Here is a 20,658-nt window from a genome sequence, read left to right as displayed (position 1 = left end):
ATATCGATGATCCTGATTTCGCCGAAGGCTGGTTGCCTGACGTCGGCGGTCCGCGGGTGCTTTGATAAGATGCGCCATAAAAATCAATGGTCCAGCAACCCGCGCCTGACCTTAGGGGCTCCCGCGGAGTGTCATGAAAGCCAGCTTCGGTCGGCGCGCCCTTGCAAGTGAATGTGCATCGCTTCATCCGCCAGCGAGGGCGCGCGCGACGGCGACCATCGCCCAGGTGTCGCGCGCGCAATAGGCCTTCATCGCCTCTTCCAGGGCCTCGCGGCGCAGGGGGTCGCACGCTGGGTCGGCGGCTTCGAACCAGGCGGCCTGGGCGTCGATCCCGTCCTTCACTTCGAGCGCGCCGTAATCGAGTTCGGCAGCGATGGTCGGCAGCACCGCCTTGATCGACCAGCTGCCGCGCTGGTCGCGGTGATACCAGTGATTGCGCGCGACCGGCAGGAGATCGACGACCGCCTCGGCCATGGCCTCAAGACGCCCGGCCAGATCGGGAAAGGCCGCCGCAAGGTCACGCAGCACCCGCCGCTCGAACGCCGCGTTATAGGCGATGATCGTCGCGCCCTCCGGGATGTGCTCTACCAGCGCTTCGGCGCAAGGCCGCCGCGGGTCGCTGCCGTCGCAGCTCAGGAATTCGTGGTGCGTCATGCGTCCACCGCGCCGTTCGAGATGGAGCGAGAACTGGAACGGGATCTGCTGATAGGGACGCGTGCCGATCCAGCGCGGGATCGCCGGAGCAATCGTCTCGAAGTCGAGCCAGGCGCGCGGCCAGCCCCACTGCTCCATCGCCCGGCGCGCGCCTTCGGGATCGTGAAACGGCTTGCCGTCGCGCGTCGCAGCGAGGATGCGGGCATGGCGATCGTTGAGATCGGCCTCGGCCAAATCGAGCAGGTCCGCGATGCCGTTTTCAAGCCAGCGCTTGCCTCCGCCATTGGGCAGCACCGTCACCGGCCATTCCGGTGCCGGCGGCAAATGTCGGCTGCAATAGCCGGCAAACTCGCATGGGAATGGCGAGGTGCAATGGTCTCCCATGTCGCGCTCGGGTTCTGCGCCTGCGAGCACGGCCCGCGCCTCGGCGACGATCGCGGGGCGCGTGGCGACGATGTCCTCCAACTCGCGGAGCAGATCGGCATCGGCGAACAGCCCGGCGTAATCACCCACGCGCGTCAGCACGAAGCTAGTGTCGATGTGGCGGATGCTGGCGCGTTGCAGATTGATCCCTGCCTCGCGCAGCACCCAGACCTGCGTTGCCAGATCGCCGCGGTGGTAGTCCTTGACCGAACCAGAGCTCTTGACCTCGGCCGCCGCCCATCTTCCGCCTTCGAGCCTTTCGAGCACATCGACCCGCACCAGCACGCCGTCGTGTTCGAAAGTCGCCTCGAAGATTGGTCCCGGATGACCCCCTGCGATAAGCGAGGCGGTCGTTGCCAGCGCTGCCGTCAGGTTCGGCGCATCGACCATGAACCCGCCCGGATGGAGGGCGCAGGCGATCGCCCCCACATCATTGCCGGTCGCAAAGCGCGCCTCGGCGCCGGCGTCCTGCTCGGCGAGTTCGGGGCGATGCGTGGCAAGCCACAGGCGCTTGGGGCATTGCTCGAAGGCGGTGATTTTCGATTTGGAAAGGCCGAAACGGCGGGTGCGTGTTTGCGTCATGCCGCGATTCTTACAACCCCATCACGACAGAAATGGTCGTTCAATCCTCGATCACCGGGTAGAGCGGCATCGCCCACTCCTCGTCCGGGTTGTCCATCATCAGGTCGATGAACAGCGGCAGCAGGTGGCCGAGGATCGCTGCCCCGTCACGCACCTGTGACCGGTTGGCGGCGCTGTTCCAGGTCGCCCCGCCGTGCAGCAACTGGTTGCGCAGGACATAGAGGCGGTCGAACAGGATCGAGAGAACGACCGGTGTATCGCCCGCCGCCAACGCGGCATTGGCCGCGCGCTTGGCGGCCTCGAAGCTGATCTCCCAGCCACCACCGCCGGCCTGACCCGCGTGATGTTTCCAGAACGGCGCGAAGACGTAGCGGTTGTCGAGAAGGATGCGGATTTCCTGTGGGAAGCGTGTCCATAACGCCTTGTAGACCCGCCCCTCGCCGTCGAGCTGCACCAGCATCCGGAAGAATTCCTCGAAACGCTGCCGCTCGCCCGCAGCGCCGGGTCGGCGCCCTTCACCCTCATCCTCCTCCAGCGCACGCTCGAGATCGCCGGCATAGGCGGCGTTCAAGCCGATCCACAGGTGGATGAAGCGGGTATCGAGATCATCCTCCTCGCGATGCGCGCGCATGAGCCAGCTGAGCGCGCGGTGAACCCGCAAGGTGAGCGGCACAAGGCAAAGCCGTCGCGTAGCGCGCGCTGCTTGTCCTTGAGGCGGTCAGGGTGGAGCGGGTCGGTGGTCGGCATAGGCTCTCTCATTGCGGCAGAAGGGTATCTCCGACAAGATTTATCTCTTGTTACCAGATGCTTCCTTATAGCGCATCCAAGATGGCCGAGAGCAGCTGAAACCAAACGACCGGATTTGTCGCAGCCATGATCCAATGCCCTTTCCGCATCGGCACAGACCGATTCCCCGGAGATCATTCCTGATGCACGAAATCACGATGGCCGAACCCTCGCGCGACTTTCTCGCTATGTGGCAGGCGGCCGGTAATCACATCCAGAGCTTCTTTCAGGACGGCCTCGAAAGCTGGCTTAAGGTCGATCCGCGTCCGCCCTTTCTCGAACACCTCTCTTTCCGGCTCGGCAACCAGGTGTTCTTCATCCGCGTCGAGGACGTTGAGGAACGGGCCGAGGTTCCGGGCAATCGCGAAGGCCTGCTATCCGTAGCCGAAGGCTGGAATGGCTATCCCTGTCTCATGCCGATGCGCCGGACCTTGCGGGGCTGGGAACCTGATCGTCCGGGCTGGGGAATGATCGATCTGCGCGACGGCAAGCGCATCAATCCCTCGATGCTCGTCACCGACGACCCCGTCGCCATGACCGATTGGGAGCTGCTCGATTTCGCCGTGCAGGTCGTGAGGAACGACCTCAAGCAACGCGGCTGCGAGATCATGTCATCGCATTCGAACCCGCAGGTCGACCCGAACATCTGGTTTGTGGCGGACATGGCAAAGGGGCCGGAATGGGTGGTGGTGCGCGCGGCCCGCTTTCCCGAGCGGCAAGCCGAGCCACCGGCCAACCTCAAGGCCATTGAGCGTAACGTGGCGCATATGAGCAGGCGCGGCCACTTCGCCTCGGTGAGCTTCGCGTCGGCCGATGACCCGGAAGGACCGCTCTGGCGCGGACATGGCGCAGAGGTGTTTTTCGAAGGGCTCGAGCCTCTGACGCAGGCGGCGTGACAATCCTTCAGGGAGGAACAAGTCGATGAGATCAGTTCTCGGCATCGATGCAGCCTGGACGGAAAGAAACGCCTCCGGCGTGGCCCTGGCGGTCGAAGACGCGAACGGCTGGCGGCTTCAGGGGGCTTGGCCCTCTGTCGCTCACTTTCTCGCCGAGGCTTATGGGCAGCCGTCACCCGAAAAACCGTCGGGAGGTGTCGGTCCGGCTAACGATCTGCTCGCAGCCGCCCGCGGGCTAGCGGGAAGCCTGCCCGATCTAGTCGCGATCGACATGCCGATGGCTCTCGAACCCATCACAGGGAGACGCGCGTCAGACGATGCTCTGTCGCGGGCTTATGGAGCCAGGTGGTGTGCGGCGCATAGTCCCAGTAGCTCGCGACCCGGTGCGATCAGCGATCGTATGCGACAAGGCTTTGCGGAGGCGGGATATGACCTGTGCGTCAGTGAGATCACCACGCCCGGCCTGATCGAGGTCTATCCCCACCCGGCGCTGGTTGAGCTTTGCGACGAACCCAAGCGCCTGCCTTACAAGGTCGGCAAAATCCGATCCTACTGGCCAAAACTCTCCCCCGAACATCGCCGTATCCTACTGTCAGGTGAATGGAGCTCCATCGGGACGGTGCTCGAAGCCTATTTGCCAGGCGCGGAAAGCTTCTGCACCGGTTTCGAGCTCAGCATGGCACAGCTGAAGGCGCAGGAGGACATGATCGATGCGATCATCTGCTGCATCTGCGCCATCCGTGCGCTTGATGGCGGGGCACAGCCTCTCGCCGGTGACGACAAGTCGGCCATCTGGGTCCCGAAAGCGGACCCCGTCATTCAATCGCGCACATTGCTGCCGAAGAGCCCCTACTCCGCTCGGGCAGAAATGCTGCGCGAGGTCTGGCATGACAACATGCTGGACGATCCATACCTCGCCAAGATCATCTAGGCGTTAGGCTTGCCAGAAAAGGGCCGCAAGGCGGCAAGAATCGGCAGTCAGCCCTGCGCCCGATTCTTGCCAATCGATGGATGCTCAGGACCGATCCAGCGAGCACAGACTGTGCCACAAATTGTGCCACAGATTGTGCACTTGACGCTGGCCCGCGATTGATTCAGGAAGGTCGTCATCCGGAAAATTCAACGGATTGCAGTGGCTTGGAACTCGACCGCTGAGTGACCGAAAAAATTGGTTGGGAATCCTCTCGTCCCGACCAATTTCGCCATCTCAGCCCGTTGGCGCTACGCAATTCCGCCGTTTTCCGTCAGCCGGGGAAATTGGTCGGAGATTATTCTGATCGTGCTCCAACGGTCAACCGCGCTTCAATCACGCTCTGGCAATGAGTAACTCGTGCTCCGGCCGCCGGCTGGGTCTTTGTGCAGCACACCTTTGGCAACGAGATCGTTCAGGTCACGGGTGGCGGTATCCTGCGAGACCTTCGTGATCTTGGCGTATTTCGACGAGTTGAGTTTACCCTCAAATCCATCGAGCAGCATGTTCAGGATCCGACGCTGACGATCATTGAAGACCTGGACTACATGGGTGTCCCAGAAGGTTGCCTTCCGCAAGACCGCTGAAAGTGTGACCTCGGCACCATCAAAGGCCCGGTTCAAACAGTCGAGAAACCACATAAGCCATGCAGTGATGTCGAGGCCACCTTTCTGGGTGCGCTCCAGCATCTCGTAGTAGGCCTTGCGCTCGAGGCGGATTTGAGCGGACATGGAGTAGAAACGCTGCCGCGTGCCTTCCGAACGCGCCAGGGCCATATCGGCTATGGCCCGCGCACAACGACCATTTCCGTCCTCGAAGGGGTGAATGGTGACGAACCAGAGATGCGAGACCGCCGCCGCGAGAACAGGGTCGATGGTTGGACCTTCGTTGAACCACGCGAGAAAGGCCTTCATCGCGTCAGGGACTTGTTCCGCAGGCACCGCTTCGAAGTGAACCCTCTCGCGGCCTATGGGACCCGAGACGACCTGCATCGGGCCCGCGCGGTCATCGCGCCAGTTGCCGGCGATGATCTTGCTCATGCCACTATAGCCGGTCGGAAAGAGTGCCGCATGCCAACCAAACAGCCGCTCTTGCGTGAGCGGCTGATCGTAGTTCTGTGTCGCATCGAGCATCATCTCGACGACGCCCTCGACATGCCGATCAGCGGGGGTCAGAGCGCCGATGTCCAGACCAAGTCTGCGTGCAATTGACGAGCGCACCTGATCGGCATCAAGAATTTCGCCCTCGATCTCGGAGGATTTGAGAACGTCCTGTGTCAGTGTGCGCAGCACCGCTTCTTCGCGCAGCGGGAAGCCAAGCGACTCCATTCGGCCAATGAGACGCCCCTGTCGCCGGGAAGCTTTCGCCAGGAGCTCCGCGACAGCGCTGCTGTCCCAGGTGAAGTTCGGCCATTCGCTAAGCTGATAGATATAGGTCGGCATAATCCCCGCACTTTCTGCGGAGATTATGCGCCATATTCTCCGCAAAGGCAATGCCAATCTCTGCAGAATATGCGGAGAATGCTGTTGCTATTCTCCGCAGACATTCTGCTGCCGCCGACAGCCCGGTGTGGGCGAGGCGGTCGAGCGCTGCTCCTTACACCTTATGCCTCAGGCCGGCTTTGGCTGCTTGGATGTTCTCGCCTTTCGCGGCGCACGCAGGCGGGCAGGAAGCAGCGTGACCGGAAATGGCTCAAGGTGGTCGGTGACGTTGGGGATTGCCTTGGCGGCTTCTCGCAGAAGCTTCATGTGGGCCTTCGAATACCGGCCTTCGGTCTCAGTCGAGAGCTTCTGACCAGCGAAATCAGCCCGGATTTCGGCTGAGAAACCCTCCCCCTTCATGCTGTTGATGACCGTATGGCGGAAGGAATGCGTCGCCTGCCCGGTCTTCAGGAATGGCAAGGCGGCCGCGATCTTGGTCCAGATGTTCTTGTAGTAGGCATCACCCATAGTGCCCTTCCCGCTCTCGGCCACCAATTCGGGAAACAGCATGGTCTCGCCAGCCGCGCGCAGCGCCTTGACGTAGTCCGGAAGCCCTAGGCGGACCAGCTCGCTCGCGAAGGGCAATTTGCGGGCCGAGGTAATCGTCTTGAGGCGCCGGATTTCTGTCGGCCGGACGTTGAACTGCCAATGGCCATCGACCACCTCGATATCATCCAGCATGAGGCCGCAAATCTCCTCGCGCCGCATGCCGGTATACCAGCCGATCAGGGGCACAAAATACCACGCGCTGTGGACGAGAAGGTCACCCGGCTGCATTCGGCGGGCCAGGGATTTTGACCCTGTCCATGGCGGCAGGTTGAACAGCATGCGGCCCTGTTCTTCGGTATAGGGGTCGCGCTGTTCGCGGGCATCGCGATCATCGTTTTCGATGAATGCGCTGTAGTCCAGCGGACTGAGCGGATGGTGCTTTGCGAACCAGGTGGTGAGCTGGCGCAGGAACCCCCAATGGCGGTTGGTCGTGCTGAGGCCAAGGCCGAGCTGATCCTTGGTCAACGCTCCGGCAGGCAGTTCAACGGCTTCGTTCTGCACTTTACTCTTCGCGGCCTTGGCAATGGCCTTCTCACCCCGCCGCACGCGCTCTTCGGTTTCGGCGACGATTTCCCAGATCGTCATCTCTCGGTGCTTGGGTGACTTGCGAAACGAGGGACCATGGAGGTTCTCGAAGCAGGTGTTGAGCTGAACGAGATGGTCATGGGTGACCATGGCCAACGGCTGGCCATGCATCACCTGCTCAAGCAGCAGCGCTGGCAGCTTGAACTGCTCACGGGTTTTGTTTGTCCAAGGTTCACCGCTCTTCCGGCGCGCTGTTCCATCCTTGCCGCCCGTGCGTGGGTTGTGCTCGAAGAACTTTTCGACCGCTTCGGTGGGCGTCATAGTCGCCCAAGGCCCCGCAACAACAGGGGCCGCCTGCGCTTGCGATGTCTTCGGTGTGGCAGCGTATGACGTGGGCTGCGCCAGTTGCTCGTAACCGGCCACAGGGACCGGCGCGTAGGCAGCACCGGGATTGGTGAGCGTCGTCCGAAACTCCTGGATCGCTGCGGCGCGCGCTTGATTGACGACCTTGCGGGCCATCGCCTCGCGCAGCGCCGATTGTTCCACGCCGATCTCGGCCAGCCGGGCGATCGCGGCGTCTTCGGCGCCTTCCTGTGCGATCGATGCGGCAAGATCCGACCAGGCCATGACGACGATCGGCTCATCATCGGCATCAGGGTCGATGCGGGCGACGAGGAAGTCCTCGACCTTGCCCTTGGTGACCCCGTCCATCGCCGCCAGCTCGCTCGCGCCCAGCCGGAGCGAGAGCGCCTGGTCGATGTCCTCGTGATCCTCGGGCGGGAGGATGTGAAGCTGGGCATGCATGACCTCGAGCCGGTCGCGTTCGACCAGCATCTGGCGACGGAAAATCTCCGCACGCTGCGGGGAGGTCAGTCCGTCGGTCGCAATCTTGGCGGTCATATTCATCGCGAGGCGCTCGCAGATCAGGGTCATAGCCGGGGCGAGCAGCGCTGCCCGCTTCCGGCTGGTGGTCTTGAGCGAGAAGCGTAGCCGAAAAGGCTTATCGGCTCCTAAACGTATGAGTCTGCGGAAGTAATAGGTCCCCTCCTTGCGGGTAACGTTCTGGATGCTGCACATGGCCGTGGTCTCCTGCCGTGGCACCCTGCCGTGGCACCCTGTTGTGGTGCTTTGGCCGGATGCGGTTGCAAGAAACGCGTTATTTCAGTTATTTGGATCATTTCTGGCTGGGGGTCCTTCCGCCCCAGCCAGAACGTCCTCATGCCATCAGCCGCAAGCGGCTTTGCCAGGCTCAGAACCCGTAGCGCAGGCCGAACCAGAAGGTGCGCGGCACGCCGAGATCGATCGATCCGCCCTGGTTGCGGGTGACGATCGCCTCGTCGGTGAGGTTCTCGGCGCGTGCGATCAGCGACAGCTTGCCCCACAGCGGCGCAGCGATGAACGCGTCGAGCGTTGTCACGGCGGGCAACACGTCGCTTTCGAGATCATCCTCGAACTGCGCGGCGACATGGCGCAGCGTAGCGGCCACCTGCCAGCCTTCGGCGGGCCGCCAGCCGAGCGTCAGGGTGCCGGCAAACTTCGGCGTCTGCGCTGGACGGTTGCCGTCCAGCGCCGTGCCCGGAGCCGCAACCTCGGCATCGGTCCACGCCAGCGACCCATCGAGGCTGATCGTCCCCAGCTTCGCCGCTACGCTCGCCTCGATCCCGCGCGCTTCGATCGCGGGCAGGTTCGCCCGCCGCCGCAGGGTCGGGGTGATGGTGACATTGGCGATCGCGTCCTTCACCTCGTTGTCGAAGGCCGTGACCGAGACCACCAGTGCATTGACCGGCTGCCAGTCGAACCCGATCTCGAAGCCTTGCAGGCGTTCGTTGACGAGATCGGCATTGGCCTGGGTCGTCACCGGAAACACCACAAAGGGGCGGTAGAGTTCATTGAGCGTGGGAAGGCGGATCCCGGTATAGGCGGCCGCGCGCAGTTCGAGGCGGCGGGTGGCATAGAACAAGGCGCCTGCACGCCAGTTCACGGTCCAGTCGCTGCGATCGGGCGCGATGAGATTGCTCACCGGCACGCCGCTGGCATCGACCGCTTTGAAGAACCCGTCGCTGATGCCGGTGCGATCGGCGCGCAGGCCACCGTTGATGATCAGCGGGCCGATCTGCCAGTCATCCTCTAGGAAAAGGCCAAGATTGCTGGTCACCCCGCCCGCGCGGCGGCGCTGGGTGATGCGGCCGGTGACCGCGTTGATCGCCTCCTCCTGAAGCTCGCCATCGGCGCGGCGGTAATCCATGCCGATGCGGATGTCGTGGCCCTCGGCAAGCGGCGGGCGCAGCTCGAACTTGCCGCCGATCCCGGTGGATGGGGTGCGTCGCTGGTCGAGCGTCGGGGTGAAGCGGGTCGCGGAGATCACGACATTGCCGAAGTCGCGCGCCTGCACATAGGCCAGCGCATCGAACTTCCAGGCACCGCGGCCGACCAGACGGATCGAAGCCTCTTGCCCTTCGCTGAAGGAATCTGCGCCCACGAAGCGCAGCGTGCGAGTGTCGCGGAAGGCGCCAACACGGGCCTGCAGCTCGACGCTGTCGGTCAGCGGCGCGACCGCACGCAGGGCAGTGCTCCAGCTGTCGAAGGCGGCCCGCGCGGTGGCGGGCACGCGCTGGTCGGCAGGCGTGGTGAAGAACCCCTGCCCGCGATCCCAGCGACCGCTCGCCGTGGCGAAGCCGCGCCCGAGCCGCGCGGTCACCATCCCGCTCGCCTCGGTCTCGGCACGGTCGTTGATGGCGGCGCTGGCGAGGAAGCCGCCGGTGGAGCCGGGTACGGCACTTTCCAACTCGATCGTGCCGGCCAGCGCCCCCGCTCCGAATGGCCCCGCCCCGCCGCCCCGTGTCACCCGGATCGTGCCGAGCGTCTCAGGCGCGATCGCCGAGAGCGGGATATAGCCGAAAAAGGGATCGGCGATCGGCACCCCGTCGAGCAGCACCAGCGCGCGGCTGGTGGCGTTGCCGCCGAGCGCGCGCAGCGTCACCCCTTGCGCGCTGGGGTTGGCCGAACGGCTATCCGAACGGCGGAACTGCTGGAAGCCGGCGACATTGCGGAGCACATCCTCGATCCGGCCCGAGGGCGCGGCGATGATCGTTTCGCGCTCGAGGATGGTGGTGGCATAGATCCCGGTCGAGAGTGCCGGATCCAGCCCCTTGCCCGTGACGATGATCGCCTCTGCGGTTTCGCCTTCGCCCTCTATGACCGCATTATCGGCCTCTTGCGCGGCGAGGGGCGCGGCGAGCATCAGGGCAATGGTGCTGGCGGCAAGGCCGGGCTTCAGGGTCATTGCAAAACTTTCATATCGTGCTTGGCCGGCTTGGCTATCAGGCCATCCGCCGCAAGACATTGTCCTTTAGGATGAAATGGTGCCGCAGCGCCGCGCCGACATGGAGGACCACCAGCGCCAGCAAGATCCAGCCGAGCAGCTCGTGGCCCTCATGCCCAATTTCATAGAGGGCAGACCCGCGGGTCACCGGCAGCTTGGGCAGATCGAACAGGCCGAACCACGAGAGCGGATACTTGCCCGCCGAGGCCATGATCCAGCCCGTCACCGGCATCGCCAGCATCAGGACGTAGAACAGCATATGGGTGGCCTTGGCGGCGAGCACTTCCAGCCCGCTCATCCCCGCAGGATGGGGCGGAGCGCGCCAGGTGAAGCGCCACGCGATCCGCACCAGCGACAGGGCCAGCACCGTCATCCCGCTCGCCTTGTGCAGCGGCATGAGGTTGATCACGTCCTCCAGCGCATCATGCAACAGCCCGCCCGCGAGATTGCCGATGATCAGCACGGCGATGATCCAGTGCAGCAGCCGGGCGACACGATTGTATCGTTCGGCAGCGGCGATATCGGGGCGGGCAGTCGTTGGCATGGGGCAGGTTTCCGGCTCAGGTGCGATTCATCGAACGCGATAACCTGCTGGCGATCAGAAGAAAAGGATCGCCCCCAGCGCGATGCTGTCGCTATCCGCCTCATTGCCGCCATGGGCCTTGCTCATCGCCTTGGTATATTCGGCGAGCAGCGTGACCCAGTCGGTCAGCCCGTAGCGGACCTGGCCGACATAGCTTGAATTGCGGCGTACCAGCGTGTTGCCTGCGGCAGTCTCGAAGGCGGTGAGATCAAGATTGCTCTCGCCGTAGCTCCCGCCGACCGAGACCTTGCCAAAGGTGGCAAGCGCCTGAAGGTAGAAACCATCGCTGCTGCGCGGATTGCCGTTCGCGTCGGTGTCGAGCAGGTTGAGCACCGTCGTGCCGAGACCCTTGGCGGTGTACCAGTTGGCGACCGCGCTGATCGGGCCGACCGTCAGCTTGCCGCCCACATCCATGCCGCGCCCGGTGTAGGACACGAGGCCTCCGGTGCCCGCACCGATGGTCCGGTGCTTCTGGGTCACGCCCGAAGCCCACAGCCGCAAGCTCGCATCATCCGCGAAGCTCTGGTCGAAGGTGACCTTCCCCTGAAAGCCGGGCGCGGTGTTGGTCTGCGCCGGAGCGGTCAGCGACTGCAGCGGCTGGAATACCCCGATCGATGCCTGGAAGCCGCCGAACTTGGGCGAGGTATAGGTGATCTGCGGCTGGAAATCGGTGTAGATATAGCCCGATCCGATCCGCCCCAGCGTTGTGTTGCCGGGCGCGACATTGCCGCCCGGAGGGCCTGCGGCAAGCAAGGTGATATCGTTGAGGATCGCCTCGGAGCTGAACAGCCCGATATCGCGCCCCATCTTCACCGTGCCGAACGCGCCGCCGATGGTGAGATAGACCTGGCGGAAGTCGATACCGGCGGTCGCCAGCGCGGTCGGCTGGCCGCCGTTGTTGGCCCCCAGGGCGCCCCATTTGGCAGAGTTGATCCCCGGATACATCCCGAAATGCGCCCCGATATCCAGCCCGGCCTGCTTGCTCGTCACGTCGATCAGCAGATAGCCGGGCAGGAGGCCGTTGCGCACCGCGTTGGCACTGTCCCCGCCGACCGAGGCGATCCCGCCCCCCACCGCGGTGTTCGGACCAGCGGCCTGGGGATTGTCGTTGACATAGTAGGCATTGATCGAGCCGGAGAACTTGATCGTCGCCGGGCCGACTTCCAGTCCGATGCCCTTGTCGGTCATCTTGACCACCCGGCTCATGTCGAGCGCGGCTGCGGCGGTATCCTGGGCAGCGGCCTGCGGCGAGGCCGGAGCGGGTGCCGGGGCCGGAGCGGCGTTGGTTTCGGCCATCAACTGGGCATATTCCTCGTCGGTGAGAATGCCCTTTTCGTGCAAGCGCTGGAGCAGTTGCTGGGTAGCAGTGGCTTGCGCGTGAGCGGGCGCGCTCAGCGCTCCCAAGGCAAGTGCGGCCGCTGCTGCGCGCAGCAGATAACGGGATTTCATATCCTTCCCCTCCTGTTGTTTTCTCGTGCCGACCCTCGCGGGCAGGGGAATGCTGCGCCTCGGCGCGGCTTGGGGGAATTGGACTTTGGTTCTCGTTCCTTGGTCTAACGTCCGGTCGGGAAAAGGCGCTCTAACCGTCGATGCGCGGCAGCAGTTCGGCCTCGAAACGTGGGTAGAGATGCGAGACCGACCGGGTCAGCTCGTAACGCGCCATCGCCATGTCCGCAAAGCGCGCCGGGATCGGCAGGTTGGCCGCTTCGGCCATGTCGAGCCCGCTGCCGACCGCTTCGCGCAGACTGTCCTCCAGCCAGCGCAGCCAATCGCCGGTCTGGGCAATGGCGGTGCTGCCCCGGTCGAGCGGGCCATGGCCGGGCACGCATTGGCGGTGCGGCGTGGCGGCAAGGCGAGCGAGCGCGGCGTGCCATGCGGGCAGATCGGCATGGGGCGTGGTCGGTGCGCGGTTGTGGAACACCAGGTCGCCTGCGATCAATGTCCCGCTCGCTTCGTCAAGGATCGCCAGATCGCCCGCACTGTGCCCGGACAGCGCCATCAGGCGCAGCCTGCGCCCGCCGAAGGTGACCACGCCGTCAGCCGCAGCAGGCTGGGGCAGGATTAGTTCGGTGCCTGCCATCCAGCCCTGCAGCAATCGGTACATCGCGTCTGAAAACCCCGCCCCGTCACGCTCCAGATCGGTACGGGTGGCGGGCAGAGAATGGATCTCGGCCCGCGCAAAGGCTGCGCTGCCGAAACTGTGATCGGGGTGGAGGTGGGTGATATAGACGCGCGCCGGCGCCTTGCCTGTCAGCTGCTCGGCCAGGGCCGCGAGAGCCTTCCCGAAGCCGAGCGAAGGCCCGCTATCGACGACGATGGCGCCCGCATCGCTGGCCATGATCACGCTGTTGGCGATCGCGCCGCCATTGGACGGTTCCAGCGCCTCATCCGCGCCCGGCACCAACCAGATGCCTTCACCGATGGCGATGGCCGCGGGCGCATAGGCGCCGGCAAAGCCCTGCGCGCGGGCGATCACCGGAAGCGCCAGCGCCCCCAGCAAGACCCCCCGACGCGCGATCATCGCGCGACCGCGGCGGCGATCCTCGTGCCGCTCGTGGGCAAGAGGCGCCCGCCGAATTCCAGCCCGCCGGTGTCGCGCCCGCTCACTGCCAGTTCGCCCTTGGCGGCGGGGGCAAGCATGAGGGTAAAGACGGGATCCTCGCTCACCGAACCATGCACCACCAGCCGCGCCAGCGGCGTGCCGTGCGCGTCGGAGACGGTCAGCTGTTCGAGATTGTAGGCCGGAATGTTCTCGACCAGGCCCGTGTCCATCGGGTGGCGCAGGCTCATCCGCACCCGGATGGCATCCGCGCCCTGCCACACCGCCCCGCGCAGCTCGCCCAGATGATCGGCCCAATCGCCACGCACCCGGCTGACCGGCGGGGCCGAGCACCCGCCCCCGGCCGCATCGACCCACCCGCCCGCGACATGCCACACCCCGTCTGCAGTCAGCACCGCCGCGCGCACCGGGGTGCGCTGGTCGAGCTTGATGCGGGTGGCGATGAAGGCATGGGCGGCCAGCGGCGTATATTCGACCGCGACCGGGATCGGATTGAGATCGGCAAAGATCACGATCCGCTTCACCTCGTTGAGCGCGCGGGCATCAACCGTGACGGGCATGACATGCTGGTTCTCCGTCAGCATCGGCAGCGCCACCATCACCCGCGGATCGAACACGACCGGCGCGCCGGCAAACAGCTTGCCCGCATGATATTCCCACATCGGTGAGCCGAGTGGGTCGGCCGGCAGCGGTTCGGCCAGGGCGGCGGCCGGGGTGGCCAGCGCCGAGGCGCCGAGGGCAAGGCTGAGCAAGGACCGTATCATACCAATGGACAATGTATTCCCACCCCCGCGCGCTTGCATATAGGACCAAGGAACAAGAAGGAGAGGGCAATGCGCGCTGCCGGGATTCTGGTCGCTGCGGCGGCGCTGATGGTCATGGCGCAGGCGCCTGCGCCGACGGACGCCGCGCTGTTCGACGCTGCGGGCTTTCGCAGTGCCCGGTACCGCGCGCCGGTGAAGGCCGATCCCGCCCCGGCGCAGACCATCACCCTTGCCGCCGCCTTGGCATTGGATCCGGCGCATGACGCGCTGTTCATCGATGTCATGCCGGCGGAAGGCGGGGTGCGCGATCCGGTCAGCGGGGTGTGGTCGCTCAGCCAGCCGCACCTCACCATCCCCGGCGCGGTATGGCTGCCCGAGACCGGGCGCGCGCCAGTCGATGAAGATCTGTGGGCGGCGCTCGAAGCGCGCATCGCTACCGCTCGGGCCGCCGCGCCGGACACGCCGGTGATCCTGTTCTGCCGCAGCGATTGCTGGATGAGCTGGAACGCTGCGCGCCGCCTCGCCTTGCGCGGCATTGGCAATGTGCACTGGCTGCCCGAGGGCACCGATGGCTGGCACGCGGCTGGGCGCGCACTGGTGGCAGCCGTGCCGATTCCCGTTCCCGCCTCAACCATCACCCGACAGGAGAACTGACATGGCCAACCTGGTGGTAAGCTACCCACTGAGCGAAGGCGCGAGCTTCGATGCCGACTATTACCGCGACACGCACATCCCGCTGGTCGAGCGCAGCTGGGGCGACTGCGGCTTGAAGGAAGCGGAAGTCCTGTGGCCTGCCGACGAAAGTCAGCCGTTCGCCGCGATGGTGGTGCTGCGCTTTCGTGATGCCGCCGCGATCGATGCCGCGATGGCCTCGCCCTCCACCGCCGCGGTGATGGCCGACATCGCCAGATTCACCAACATCCAGCCGAGCATCTTTCGCACGGCCTAGAAACAGAGCGGGGCGCGCAGGCCAAGTCTCCGGCCTGCACGCCCCGCACCGCTTGCGACCCTCATGCTCAGCTTTGCTGCTTGAGGTAGTCGATGATTTCCTGCCGCTTGGCCGCATCCTTGATGCCCGGAAAGCTCATGCGGTTGCCCGGCACCAGCGCCCGCGGGTTTTCCAGCCACTTGTGGAGCGTCGCTTCGTCGAGCACCAGGCCCGCATCCTTGAACTGCTGCGAAAAGGCGAAGCTGCCCCTCGCTGCCGGCTTGCCATAGACGCCGTAGAGATTGGGGCCGAGCTTGTCCTCGCCGCCCTTTTCAGCGGTATGGCACACCGCGCAGCGCCCGAAGCTGGCGGGCGGGGTGGCCGGGGCCGCAGCGACCTTGACCACTTCCGCCGGGGCGGGCGCCGCCGGGGCGGCAGGCACCGCCGCGGCGGAGACCTTCTCGGGCGCAGCTGCCGGGCTTTCCCCGGCAACCGGAGCCTCGGCCGCGTCGACTGCCTCGACAGGTTCGGCCGCCTCGGCAGGCGCCGCTTCTGCGGCCGCCGTGGCCGGAGCCGCCGCCTCGGGTGCGGCGGCATTGCTGGCCGCATCGGGTTCACCGCCCGAACAAGCCGTCAGTGCCAGAGCCAGCAGCGCGCCGGCCGAAAGTGAGCGCTTCGCCATGATATCCTCCCAGTCTTGCATCCTCGTGGACTCATTCTGACAGCATCGCCACACGCGCGACATTGCACCTTAGGCCAAAGCCCGTGGCGCATCAGAATTGCAGGGCGATCCCGACCGTGAAGCGCCGGGGCGCGCCGGGGCCGAAGGCGCGCGGGTCCGAGGCGTTCGGCGCTTCCTCGAGATCGACCTCGTCGACTTCGCTAAAGGTACCGAAGGTCGCGAATTCCCGGTTGAAGAGATTGCGCACTTCGCCGAAGAGCGACACCCCGCGCACCACCTCCACGCGTCCACGCAAGTTGAAGACGACATAGCCGGGCAGCGCCGGGTTCTGGTTTGCCTCGTCGCCGACCAGGCGCTGGCCCGAACGCGCAATCATGTCGCCGCCTATGGCAAAGCTGCGGGTGCCGATCCGGCCTTGGTAATCGGCGGTGAGCGTCGCGCTGTGGCGCGGGATGCCGGTCAGACGGTCGCCCGCTGCGACGTCGATCTCGCCTTCGTCATTGGCGGCGGGGTTGGCCGGGCTGCTGAGCGTCACGGGTCGGCGGAAGGTCGCATCGATGAAGGCATAGCTTGCCCCCAACCGCAAGCCCCCGTGCTGCGCGCTCACCCTCGCCTCGAGGCCCTGTCGCCGGGTGCGCCCGATATTGGCAAAATAGCCTCGCCCACGGATGTCGGAGGCGATGAACTGGATGTCATTGATGTTGGTGGCGCGGTAAGCCGATGCGAGCCAGTCGATCGTCCAGCCGCCGCCCCTGTGCTGGCCCGATGCGCCCAGTTCGAAAGTCCGGGCGACCACCTGATCGAGCGGCGGGTCGGCGACGAAGAAATTGGCAAGGCTACACGGCGCGTTCTCGTCGGCGCAGGACAGCTCCGCCTCGGTGGGCACGCGGTTCGATTCGGCATAGCCCGCGCGCAGGGACACCTCAGGCGTCACCGCCCAGTCCAATTCGATGCCGGGATTGAGGCGGCTGAAAGAATGATCGCCGTTGAGCGCGGTGCCGATCTGGTCTTCGAGGACGATCCGCGCATGGTTCCAGCGCAGCCCGATCTCTGCCGTCAGCGTCTCGGTCAGCGGTAGGGTGTCGCTGGCGAAGATACCCCAGAAGCGCGCGCGGGTCTTCAGCTCGACCGGGGCGATGGCCTTGTCGGCCTGATCGATGATCACGCCCAGCCCTTCGACGCTGCGATCCTCGGTCAGCGCGCCAAGCTCGGTCGAGGCGGCAAAGTCGTTTTCGCTGGCATCGTAGCTGACCCCCAGCACCAGCCGGTTGCGGCGCGCGCCGATCGCCTGTTCGGTGATGAGCTGCGCGAGAAAGCCTTCGGAGCGCGAGCGGATGTCACCGCGGTTGAACACGCCGTAATCGCCGCCGTTCAGCGCATCGTCGATCGCATCGCGGTTGCTGTCGGTCAGCAGCGCCTGTTCCTCGTCGCCGTCATCACCGACGCTTTCGAGGCACAGCAGGCCGGCCAGCGCAGGATCGTCCTCGCATTCCGCGATATCGGCGGCATCGCCGTTGAGCAGCGCGGCCTTGCGGCGCTGGCGGTAGAGCGTCGCCTCGAAGCGCACATCCTCGCTGATCGCCAGCCACGGGTGGAGGCTGATGCGGCCATATTTGTTGCGCTGGTTGTCGGGCCAGGTGAACACGGAGCGCCGCCGCGCGGCGAGCAGTTCAATCGGGGCAACCCCGTTGCCGGTGAGGTCGGTGTCGGCGCCGATGAACTTAACGTGCACCCCGCCGTTAGCACCGCCATAGCCCAGATCAACGAAGCCGTTGAGCAAGTCCGAGGGACTGAAATCGCGCCAGCCGTCCTCCTCGCGATATTGCACCGCGCCAAACCAGCTGAAGGCGCCCTGCGCCCCGCCCACGGCGAGGCTGAGATCGCGCTCGCCATAGGAACCGATCGCCGCAGCAGCTTCCACGCCCTGCATCGTCTGCCCGGTCGCGGTCTCGATCACAAGCGCACCACCCAGCGTGTTGAGGCCATAGACCGGGCTGGCATCGCGCAGGGTGACGGTGCGGATCGCGGCGTCGGGGATCAGCTCGAAATTGACCGTATCGCCAAATGGCTGGTTGAAGCGCGCGCCGTCAACATAGGCGGCGATGCCCTGCGCCTGACCGGCGAGCGGCGAGGCGACATAGCCGCGATAGACGAGGTTGGGCTGCCAGGGATTGTTCTGCGCATCCTGGAGCGTGACGCCAGCGAAATTTCGTGACAGCGCGGCGAGCAGATCGGGGGCGCTGGCGATCGTGATGTCCTCGCGGGCCAGCGCCAGAGCATCATCGAGGTCGATATCGCCGCCCGGCGCGGTGACGATGATCGGCTGCACCAGCTCCCCGCCCTCGGGCGGCGCTGCCTCCTGCGCAATGGCCGGCGTGGCCAGCGTCACCCCGGCCAGCATCAGCCCCTTGAAAACCTGCATTTCCCCTCCTGTCCGAGCCGCTTGCCGCGGGCCTCTTTGATTGCACGTGCTATTCTGCGAGCACGTGCTATTCTGCGAGCACGACCCCCCAAGGCCCTTGTCCGGCCGGAATCCGCGCGGTGACCTTGCCCGAAGCGAGATCGACCACCGCGACATCGTCCGAGGTGCCGTTTGCAACCACCGCACGCGTGCCGTCGGCGGTGATCGCGAGATGCCAGGGACGCCCGCCGGTCTTGACGTAGGAGCGCACCTTGCGGCTCATGGTATCGACCAGTGCGATCGCATCCGCCCGCCCCAGCGCGATGACGGCGGTCTTGCCGTCGGGGGTGAAGCGGATGCCGCAGGGCAGCACCTTGTAGGCCATCGCGCCCGGTGGCGCGAAGGTGATGGTTTCGATGATTTCGCGGGTGGCGACATCGATCACATGAACGGTCTGCCCGATTTCCGCGGCGATCCACACATGCCGGCCGTCCGGGGTGAATTCGATATGCCGCGGCCGGGCATCGGTTGCGATTTGAGCGATGGTCTGGCGCGTCGCAAGGTCGATCCAGCTGACCGAGTTGTCTTCCTCGCTGGCAACCAGCAACCACTTGCCATCGGGGCTTACGGCGATCCCTTCGGGCTCCTCGCCGACCTCGACCTGCCAGGCGACCTTGCGTGCGTCGAGGTCGATCGCGGTGGCTGCCGCGTCATCCTCGTTGGAGACGAACAGGTAGCGGCCATCGGGCGAAAGGAAGAACTGTTCGGGATCATTGCCCGCCGGCATGGCGGCGACGAGCGCGCCGGTTTTCGCGTCGCGCACCTCCACCACATTGTCGAGACTGGCGCAGATGTAGAGATATTTGCCATCCCGGCTCAGCAAGATCCCGCGCGGGCGCTGGCCGACATCGAAGCTGGCGATCAACGTGCCGCTAGCAAGGTCGATGACGCTGACGGTTGAGTCGCGCTCGTTGCTGACATAGGCGATTGACGGGCCGGTCTGCGCGGCGGCCGGCACCGCCAGCAGAAGGGCTGATGCAGCAGCAGTCAGGGCAGGATGAAACATCATTTCCCACACTTTGCAGAACCCGCGCTGCCTGCCGATAGTACCAAAGTGCTATGGGGAATCGGCCACTTAGGCGTAATCTGATCGCAAGGGAGAATGCCGCCGTGCATAACCGGCGTCGCACCCTTGAAGCGAGAGGGCCAAGGACATGAGCACCACCACCGGACGCATTCTGCTGGGCGCGGCGATTGGAGCGCTGGCGATGACCGCCGGGCCGCAGATCATGGCGCATGGCGACGTGACGCCACAGGCGGTCGACACGTCCGACCTGCCCGACATCGGCGAGGCCTGGCTGGAGAAGAACCCCTACAGCGGCAACGCCCGCGCGATCGAGATCGGCACCTCGGCCTACAACCAGAACTGCGCGCGCTGCCACGGGCTTGACGCAATTTCCGGCGGTATCGCGCCCGACCTGCGTTATCTCGAACTCGGCGAGGCCGGGGATCAGTGGTTCATGGAGCGCTTCCGCAACGGATCGAGCCATGACGGCAAGGTTTACATGCCGCCATTCGGTGAAGTGCTGGGCCAGAAGGCCGGCTGGGCGATCCGCGCCTACCTCGAAACCAAGTACACCGAAGAATAGCCATGTCCTTCACGCGCAGGGGCTTCCTTGCCGGGGCGATGGGGGTGGGCTGCACGGCGTTGATCGGCAGCCCGCTGGGTGCTGCGCCGCTGGCCCGCGTCAAGGAGCTGGGTGTGCTGCGCGTCGGACTCTACGCCGACAACCGCCCCTGGTCATGGGATAGGGACGGGACGCCCGCCGGGATCGACGTCGATCTTGCCATGGCGATTGCCGAACAGCTTGGCGTGAAATCCGAAATCGCGCTGTTCACCGCCGATGAAGACCTCTCGGATGATCTGCGCAACGTGATCTGGCGCGGCGGGCTGCTGGGCTTCCGGCGCTGCGATCTGATGCTGCACGTGCCGTTCGATATGCAATTGGCCGCGCGCGAGGATCAGGTGGTGTTCGTTGCCCCCTATTACCGCGAGGAATTCACCGGGCTGTGCTCTGCCCAAACGCGCGACTGCGATCAGCCGCCGCAGCGCTTCGTGGGCAGCCAGATCGCAGCCGAGCTCGATTCGATCCCCGATTTCTACCTCGTCGGTGGATTCGGCGGGATCCTGCGCGGCGATGTCCGGCATTACCCCACCGGCTATGCCGCGGCTCTCGCAGTCCATGACGGCGAGGCCGAGATGGCGGTCGCCACCCGCGCGCAGATCGAGGCATCTCTCGCTGAGCGGGCCGACAGCGGGGCGCGGCTGCGCAAGAGCCCGCTGCCGATGATCCCCTCGGCCGGCTGGGACATCGGCATGGCAGTGCGCGAGGACAGCCGCAGCCTCGGCTTTGCGGTCGAAGAGATTGTCGCGGCGATGGCCAGTGATGGCCGGATGGCGGCGCTGTTCGCCCGGCATGGCGTCACATGGCGGCCCGCTGCCGCGACGCAGGCAATCGGCTGAGACGGGTCGTGCCTAGTTCCAAGGTGCA

The 20,658-nt window shown here is 65.3% G+C and carries 18 protein-coding genes; 6 read left to right on the top strand and 12 right to left on the bottom strand.

Going from position 1 to position 20,658, the window contains the following annotated elements; translation table 11 throughout:
• Positions 1–183 precede the first annotated feature (183 nt).
• Complete coding sequence (locus tag BZF61_RS12570; RefSeq protein WP_086619703.1) at positions 184–1,659, bottom strand: DUF2779 domain-containing protein; 1,476 nt, start codon at positions 1,657–1,659, stop codon at positions 184–186.
• 40 nt (positions 1,660–1,699) lie between these two features.
• The gene (locus BZF61_RS12565) at positions 1,700–2,290 is read right to left on the bottom strand and encodes a HEPN domain-containing protein (protein ID WP_245804625.1); all 591 of its coding nucleotides are present in this window, start codon (positions 2,288–2,290) and stop codon (positions 1,700–1,702) included.
• Positions 2,291–2,588: 298 nt separating this feature from the next.
• Here BZF61_RS12565 and BZF61_RS15910 point away from each other — a divergent pair, with 298 nt between their 5' ends.
• Complete coding sequence (locus BZF61_RS15910; RefSeq protein WP_211276777.1) at positions 2,589–3,341, top strand: hypothetical protein; 753 nt, start codon at positions 2,589–2,591, stop codon at positions 3,339–3,341.
• A gap of 25 nt (positions 3,342–3,366) precedes the next feature.
• Positions 3,367–4,272, top strand: a complete 906-nt coding sequence (locus BZF61_RS12555; RefSeq protein WP_086619701.1) for a DUF429 domain-containing protein — start codon at positions 3,367–3,369, stop codon at positions 4,270–4,272.
• Between the two features lie 371 nt (positions 4,273–4,643).
• Here the strand turns inward: BZF61_RS12555 and BZF61_RS12550 are convergent, their stop codons facing one another.
• The 7 genes from BZF61_RS12550 to BZF61_RS12520 all read right to left on the bottom strand — a co-directional run bounded on the left by BZF61_RS12550 (position 4,644) and on the right by BZF61_RS12520 (position 14,095).
• Positions 4,644–5,753 carry a Fic family protein gene (locus BZF61_RS12550; protein ID WP_086619699.1) on the bottom strand — a complete coding sequence of 370 codons (1,110 nt, stop codon included), beginning with the start codon at positions 5,751–5,753 and terminating at the stop codon, positions 4,644–4,646.
• Between the two features lie 168 nt (positions 5,754–5,921).
• On the bottom strand, positions 5,922–7,943 hold the full coding sequence (locus BZF61_RS12545; RefSeq protein WP_086619697.1) for a site-specific integrase: 2,022 nt from the start codon (positions 7,941–7,943) through the stop codon (positions 5,922–5,924).
• A 172-nt stretch (positions 7,944–8,115) separates the two neighbouring features.
• Entirely contained in the window at positions 8,116–10,149 is a 2,034-nt protein-coding gene (locus BZF61_RS12540; protein WP_086619695.1) for a TonB-dependent receptor, read from the bottom strand.
• A gap of 37 nt (positions 10,150–10,186) precedes the next feature.
• Positions 10,187–10,732 (bottom strand): cytochrome b, encoded by a 546-nt coding sequence (locus BZF61_RS12535; RefSeq protein WP_086619694.1) that lies wholly within the window; start codon positions 10,730–10,732, stop codon positions 10,187–10,189.
• Between the two features lie 54 nt (positions 10,733–10,786).
• Positions 10,787–12,220 (bottom strand): porin family protein, encoded by a 1,434-nt coding sequence (locus tag BZF61_RS12530; protein WP_086619692.1) that lies wholly within the window; start codon positions 12,218–12,220, stop codon positions 10,787–10,789.
• A 130-nt stretch (positions 12,221–12,350) separates the two neighbouring features.
• The gene (locus BZF61_RS12525) at positions 12,351–13,292 is read right to left on the bottom strand and encodes a quinoprotein relay system zinc metallohydrolase 1 (RefSeq protein WP_086619690.1); all 942 of its coding nucleotides are present in this window, start codon (positions 13,290–13,292) and stop codon (positions 12,351–12,353) included.
• The gene (locus BZF61_RS12520; protein WP_086619688.1) at positions 13,289–14,095 is read right to left on the bottom strand and encodes a quinoprotein dehydrogenase-associated SoxYZ-like carrier; all 807 of its coding nucleotides are present in this window, start codon (positions 14,093–14,095) and stop codon (positions 13,289–13,291) included. Before BZF61_RS12520 ends, BZF61_RS12525 begins: the two co-directional genes overlap by 4 nt.
• Positions 14,096–14,164: 69 nt before the next feature.
• Between BZF61_RS12520 and BZF61_RS12515 the strand changes: the two genes are divergently transcribed.
• Both BZF61_RS12515 and BZF61_RS12510 read left to right on the top strand, forming a co-directional pair.
• Positions 14,165–14,749 carry a rhodanese-like domain-containing protein gene (locus BZF61_RS12515; protein ID WP_245804624.1) on the top strand — a complete coding sequence of 195 codons (585 nt, stop codon included), beginning with the start codon at positions 14,165–14,167 and terminating at the stop codon, positions 14,747–14,749.
• 1 nt (position 14,750) lies between these two features.
• A complete protein-coding gene (locus BZF61_RS12510; RefSeq protein ID WP_086619686.1) occupies positions 14,751–15,044 on the top strand; it encodes an EthD family reductase in 294 nt (97 codons plus the stop codon).
• A gap of 67 nt (positions 15,045–15,111) precedes the next feature.
• On the opposite strand, the gene BZF61_RS16025 is transcribed toward BZF61_RS12510, so the two are convergent.
• The 3 genes from BZF61_RS16025 to BZF61_RS12495 form a co-directional block, all read right to left on the bottom strand.
• Positions 15,112–15,705 carry a c-type cytochrome gene (locus tag BZF61_RS16025; protein WP_245804623.1) on the bottom strand — a complete coding sequence of 198 codons (594 nt, stop codon included), beginning with the start codon at positions 15,703–15,705 and terminating at the stop codon, positions 15,112–15,114.
• A gap of 91 nt (positions 15,706–15,796) precedes the next feature.
• Positions 15,797–18,127 carry a TonB-dependent receptor gene (locus BZF61_RS12500; RefSeq protein WP_086619684.1) on the bottom strand — a complete coding sequence of 777 codons (2,331 nt, stop codon included), beginning with the start codon at positions 18,125–18,127 and terminating at the stop codon, positions 15,797–15,799.
• A 67-nt stretch (positions 18,128–18,194) separates the two neighbouring features.
• Positions 18,195–19,175: a PQQ-dependent catabolism-associated beta-propeller protein gene (locus BZF61_RS12495; protein WP_245804622.1), complete on the bottom strand. Its 981-nt coding sequence runs from the start codon at positions 19,173–19,175 to the stop codon at positions 18,195–18,197.
• Positions 19,176–19,320: 145 nt separating this feature from the next.
• On the opposite strand from BZF61_RS12495, the gene pedF reads away from it, so the two are divergent.
• Both pedF and BZF61_RS12485 read left to right on the top strand, forming a co-directional pair.
• Positions 19,321–19,755 (top strand): cytochrome c-550 PedF, encoded by a 435-nt coding sequence (gene pedF, locus BZF61_RS12490; RefSeq protein WP_086619683.1) that lies wholly within the window; start codon positions 19,321–19,323, stop codon positions 19,753–19,755.
• A 2-nt stretch (positions 19,756–19,757) separates the two neighbouring features.
• Positions 19,758–20,630 (top strand): substrate-binding periplasmic protein, encoded by an 873-nt coding sequence (locus BZF61_RS12485; RefSeq protein WP_211276776.1) that lies wholly within the window; start codon positions 19,758–19,760, stop codon positions 20,628–20,630.
• The last annotated feature ends 28 nt before the right edge of the window (positions 20,631–20,658 follow it).

Source organism: Erythrobacter tepidarius (assembly GCF_002155695.1).
Classification (GTDB): Bacteria; Pseudomonadota; Alphaproteobacteria; order Sphingomonadales; family Sphingomonadaceae; genus Erythrobacter; species Erythrobacter tepidarius.
The sequence above is the reverse complement of the archived record's forward strand: the minus strand, read 5'-3'. Positions and strand labels throughout refer to the sequence as shown.

Excerpts from the sequence above, each read along its gene's own strand:
- BZF61_RS12485 (WP_211276776.1), top strand. The coding sequence starts at position 19,758 with ATGTCCTTCACGCGCAGGGGCTTCCTTGCCGGGGCGATGGGGGTGGGC.
- pedF (WP_086619683.1), top strand. The coding sequence starts at position 19,321 with ATGAGCACCACCACCGGACGCATTCTGCTGGGCGCGGCGATTGGAGCG.
- BZF61_RS12555 (WP_086619701.1), top strand. The coding sequence starts at position 3,367 with ATGAGATCAGTTCTCGGCATCGATGCAGCCTGGACGGAAAGAAACGCC.
- BZF61_RS12565 (WP_245804625.1), bottom strand. The coding sequence starts at position 2,290 with ATGCGCGCGCATCGCGAGGAGGATGATCTCGATACCCGCTTCATCCAC.
- BZF61_RS12570 (WP_086619703.1), bottom strand. The coding sequence starts at position 1,659 with ATGACGCAAACACGCACCCGCCGTTTCGGCCTTTCCAAATCGAAAATC.
- BZF61_RS12500 (WP_086619684.1), bottom strand. The coding sequence starts at position 18,127 with ATGCAGGTTTTCAAGGGGCTGATGCTGGCCGGGGTGACGCTGGCCACG.
- BZF61_RS12510 (WP_086619686.1), top strand. The coding sequence starts at position 14,751 with ATGGCCAACCTGGTGGTAAGCTACCCACTGAGCGAAGGCGCGAGCTTC.
- BZF61_RS12545 (WP_086619697.1), bottom strand. The coding sequence starts at position 7,943 with ATGTGCAGCATCCAGAACGTTACCCGCAAGGAGGGGACCTATTACTTC.
- BZF61_RS12515 (WP_245804624.1), top strand. The coding sequence starts at position 14,165 with ATGCGCGCTGCCGGGATTCTGGTCGCTGCGGCGGCGCTGATGGTCATG.
- BZF61_RS15910 (WP_211276777.1), top strand. The coding sequence starts at position 2,589 with ATGCACGAAATCACGATGGCCGAACCCTCGCGCGACTTTCTCGCTATG.
- BZF61_RS12535 (WP_086619694.1), bottom strand. The coding sequence starts at position 10,732 with ATGCCAACGACTGCCCGCCCCGATATCGCCGCTGCCGAACGATACAAT.
- BZF61_RS12550 (WP_086619699.1), bottom strand. The coding sequence starts at position 5,753 with ATGCCGACCTATATCTATCAGCTTAGCGAATGGCCGAACTTCACCTGG.
- BZF61_RS12495 (WP_245804622.1), bottom strand. The coding sequence starts at position 19,175 with ATGATGTTTCATCCTGCCCTGACTGCTGCTGCATCAGCCCTTCTGCTG.
- BZF61_RS12540 (WP_086619695.1), bottom strand. The coding sequence starts at position 10,149 with ATGACCCTGAAGCCCGGCCTTGCCGCCAGCACCATTGCCCTGATGCTC.
- BZF61_RS12530 (WP_086619692.1), bottom strand. The coding sequence starts at position 12,220 with ATGAAATCCCGTTATCTGCTGCGCGCAGCAGCGGCCGCACTTGCCTTG.
- BZF61_RS12520 (WP_086619688.1), bottom strand. The coding sequence starts at position 14,095 with ATGATACGGTCCTTGCTCAGCCTTGCCCTCGGCGCCTCGGCGCTGGCC.
- BZF61_RS16025 (WP_245804623.1), bottom strand. The coding sequence starts at position 15,705 with ATGGCGAAGCGCTCACTTTCGGCCGGCGCGCTGCTGGCTCTGGCACTG.
- BZF61_RS12525 (WP_086619690.1), bottom strand. The coding sequence starts at position 13,292 with ATGATCGCGCGTCGGGGGGTCTTGCTGGGGGCGCTGGCGCTTCCGGTG.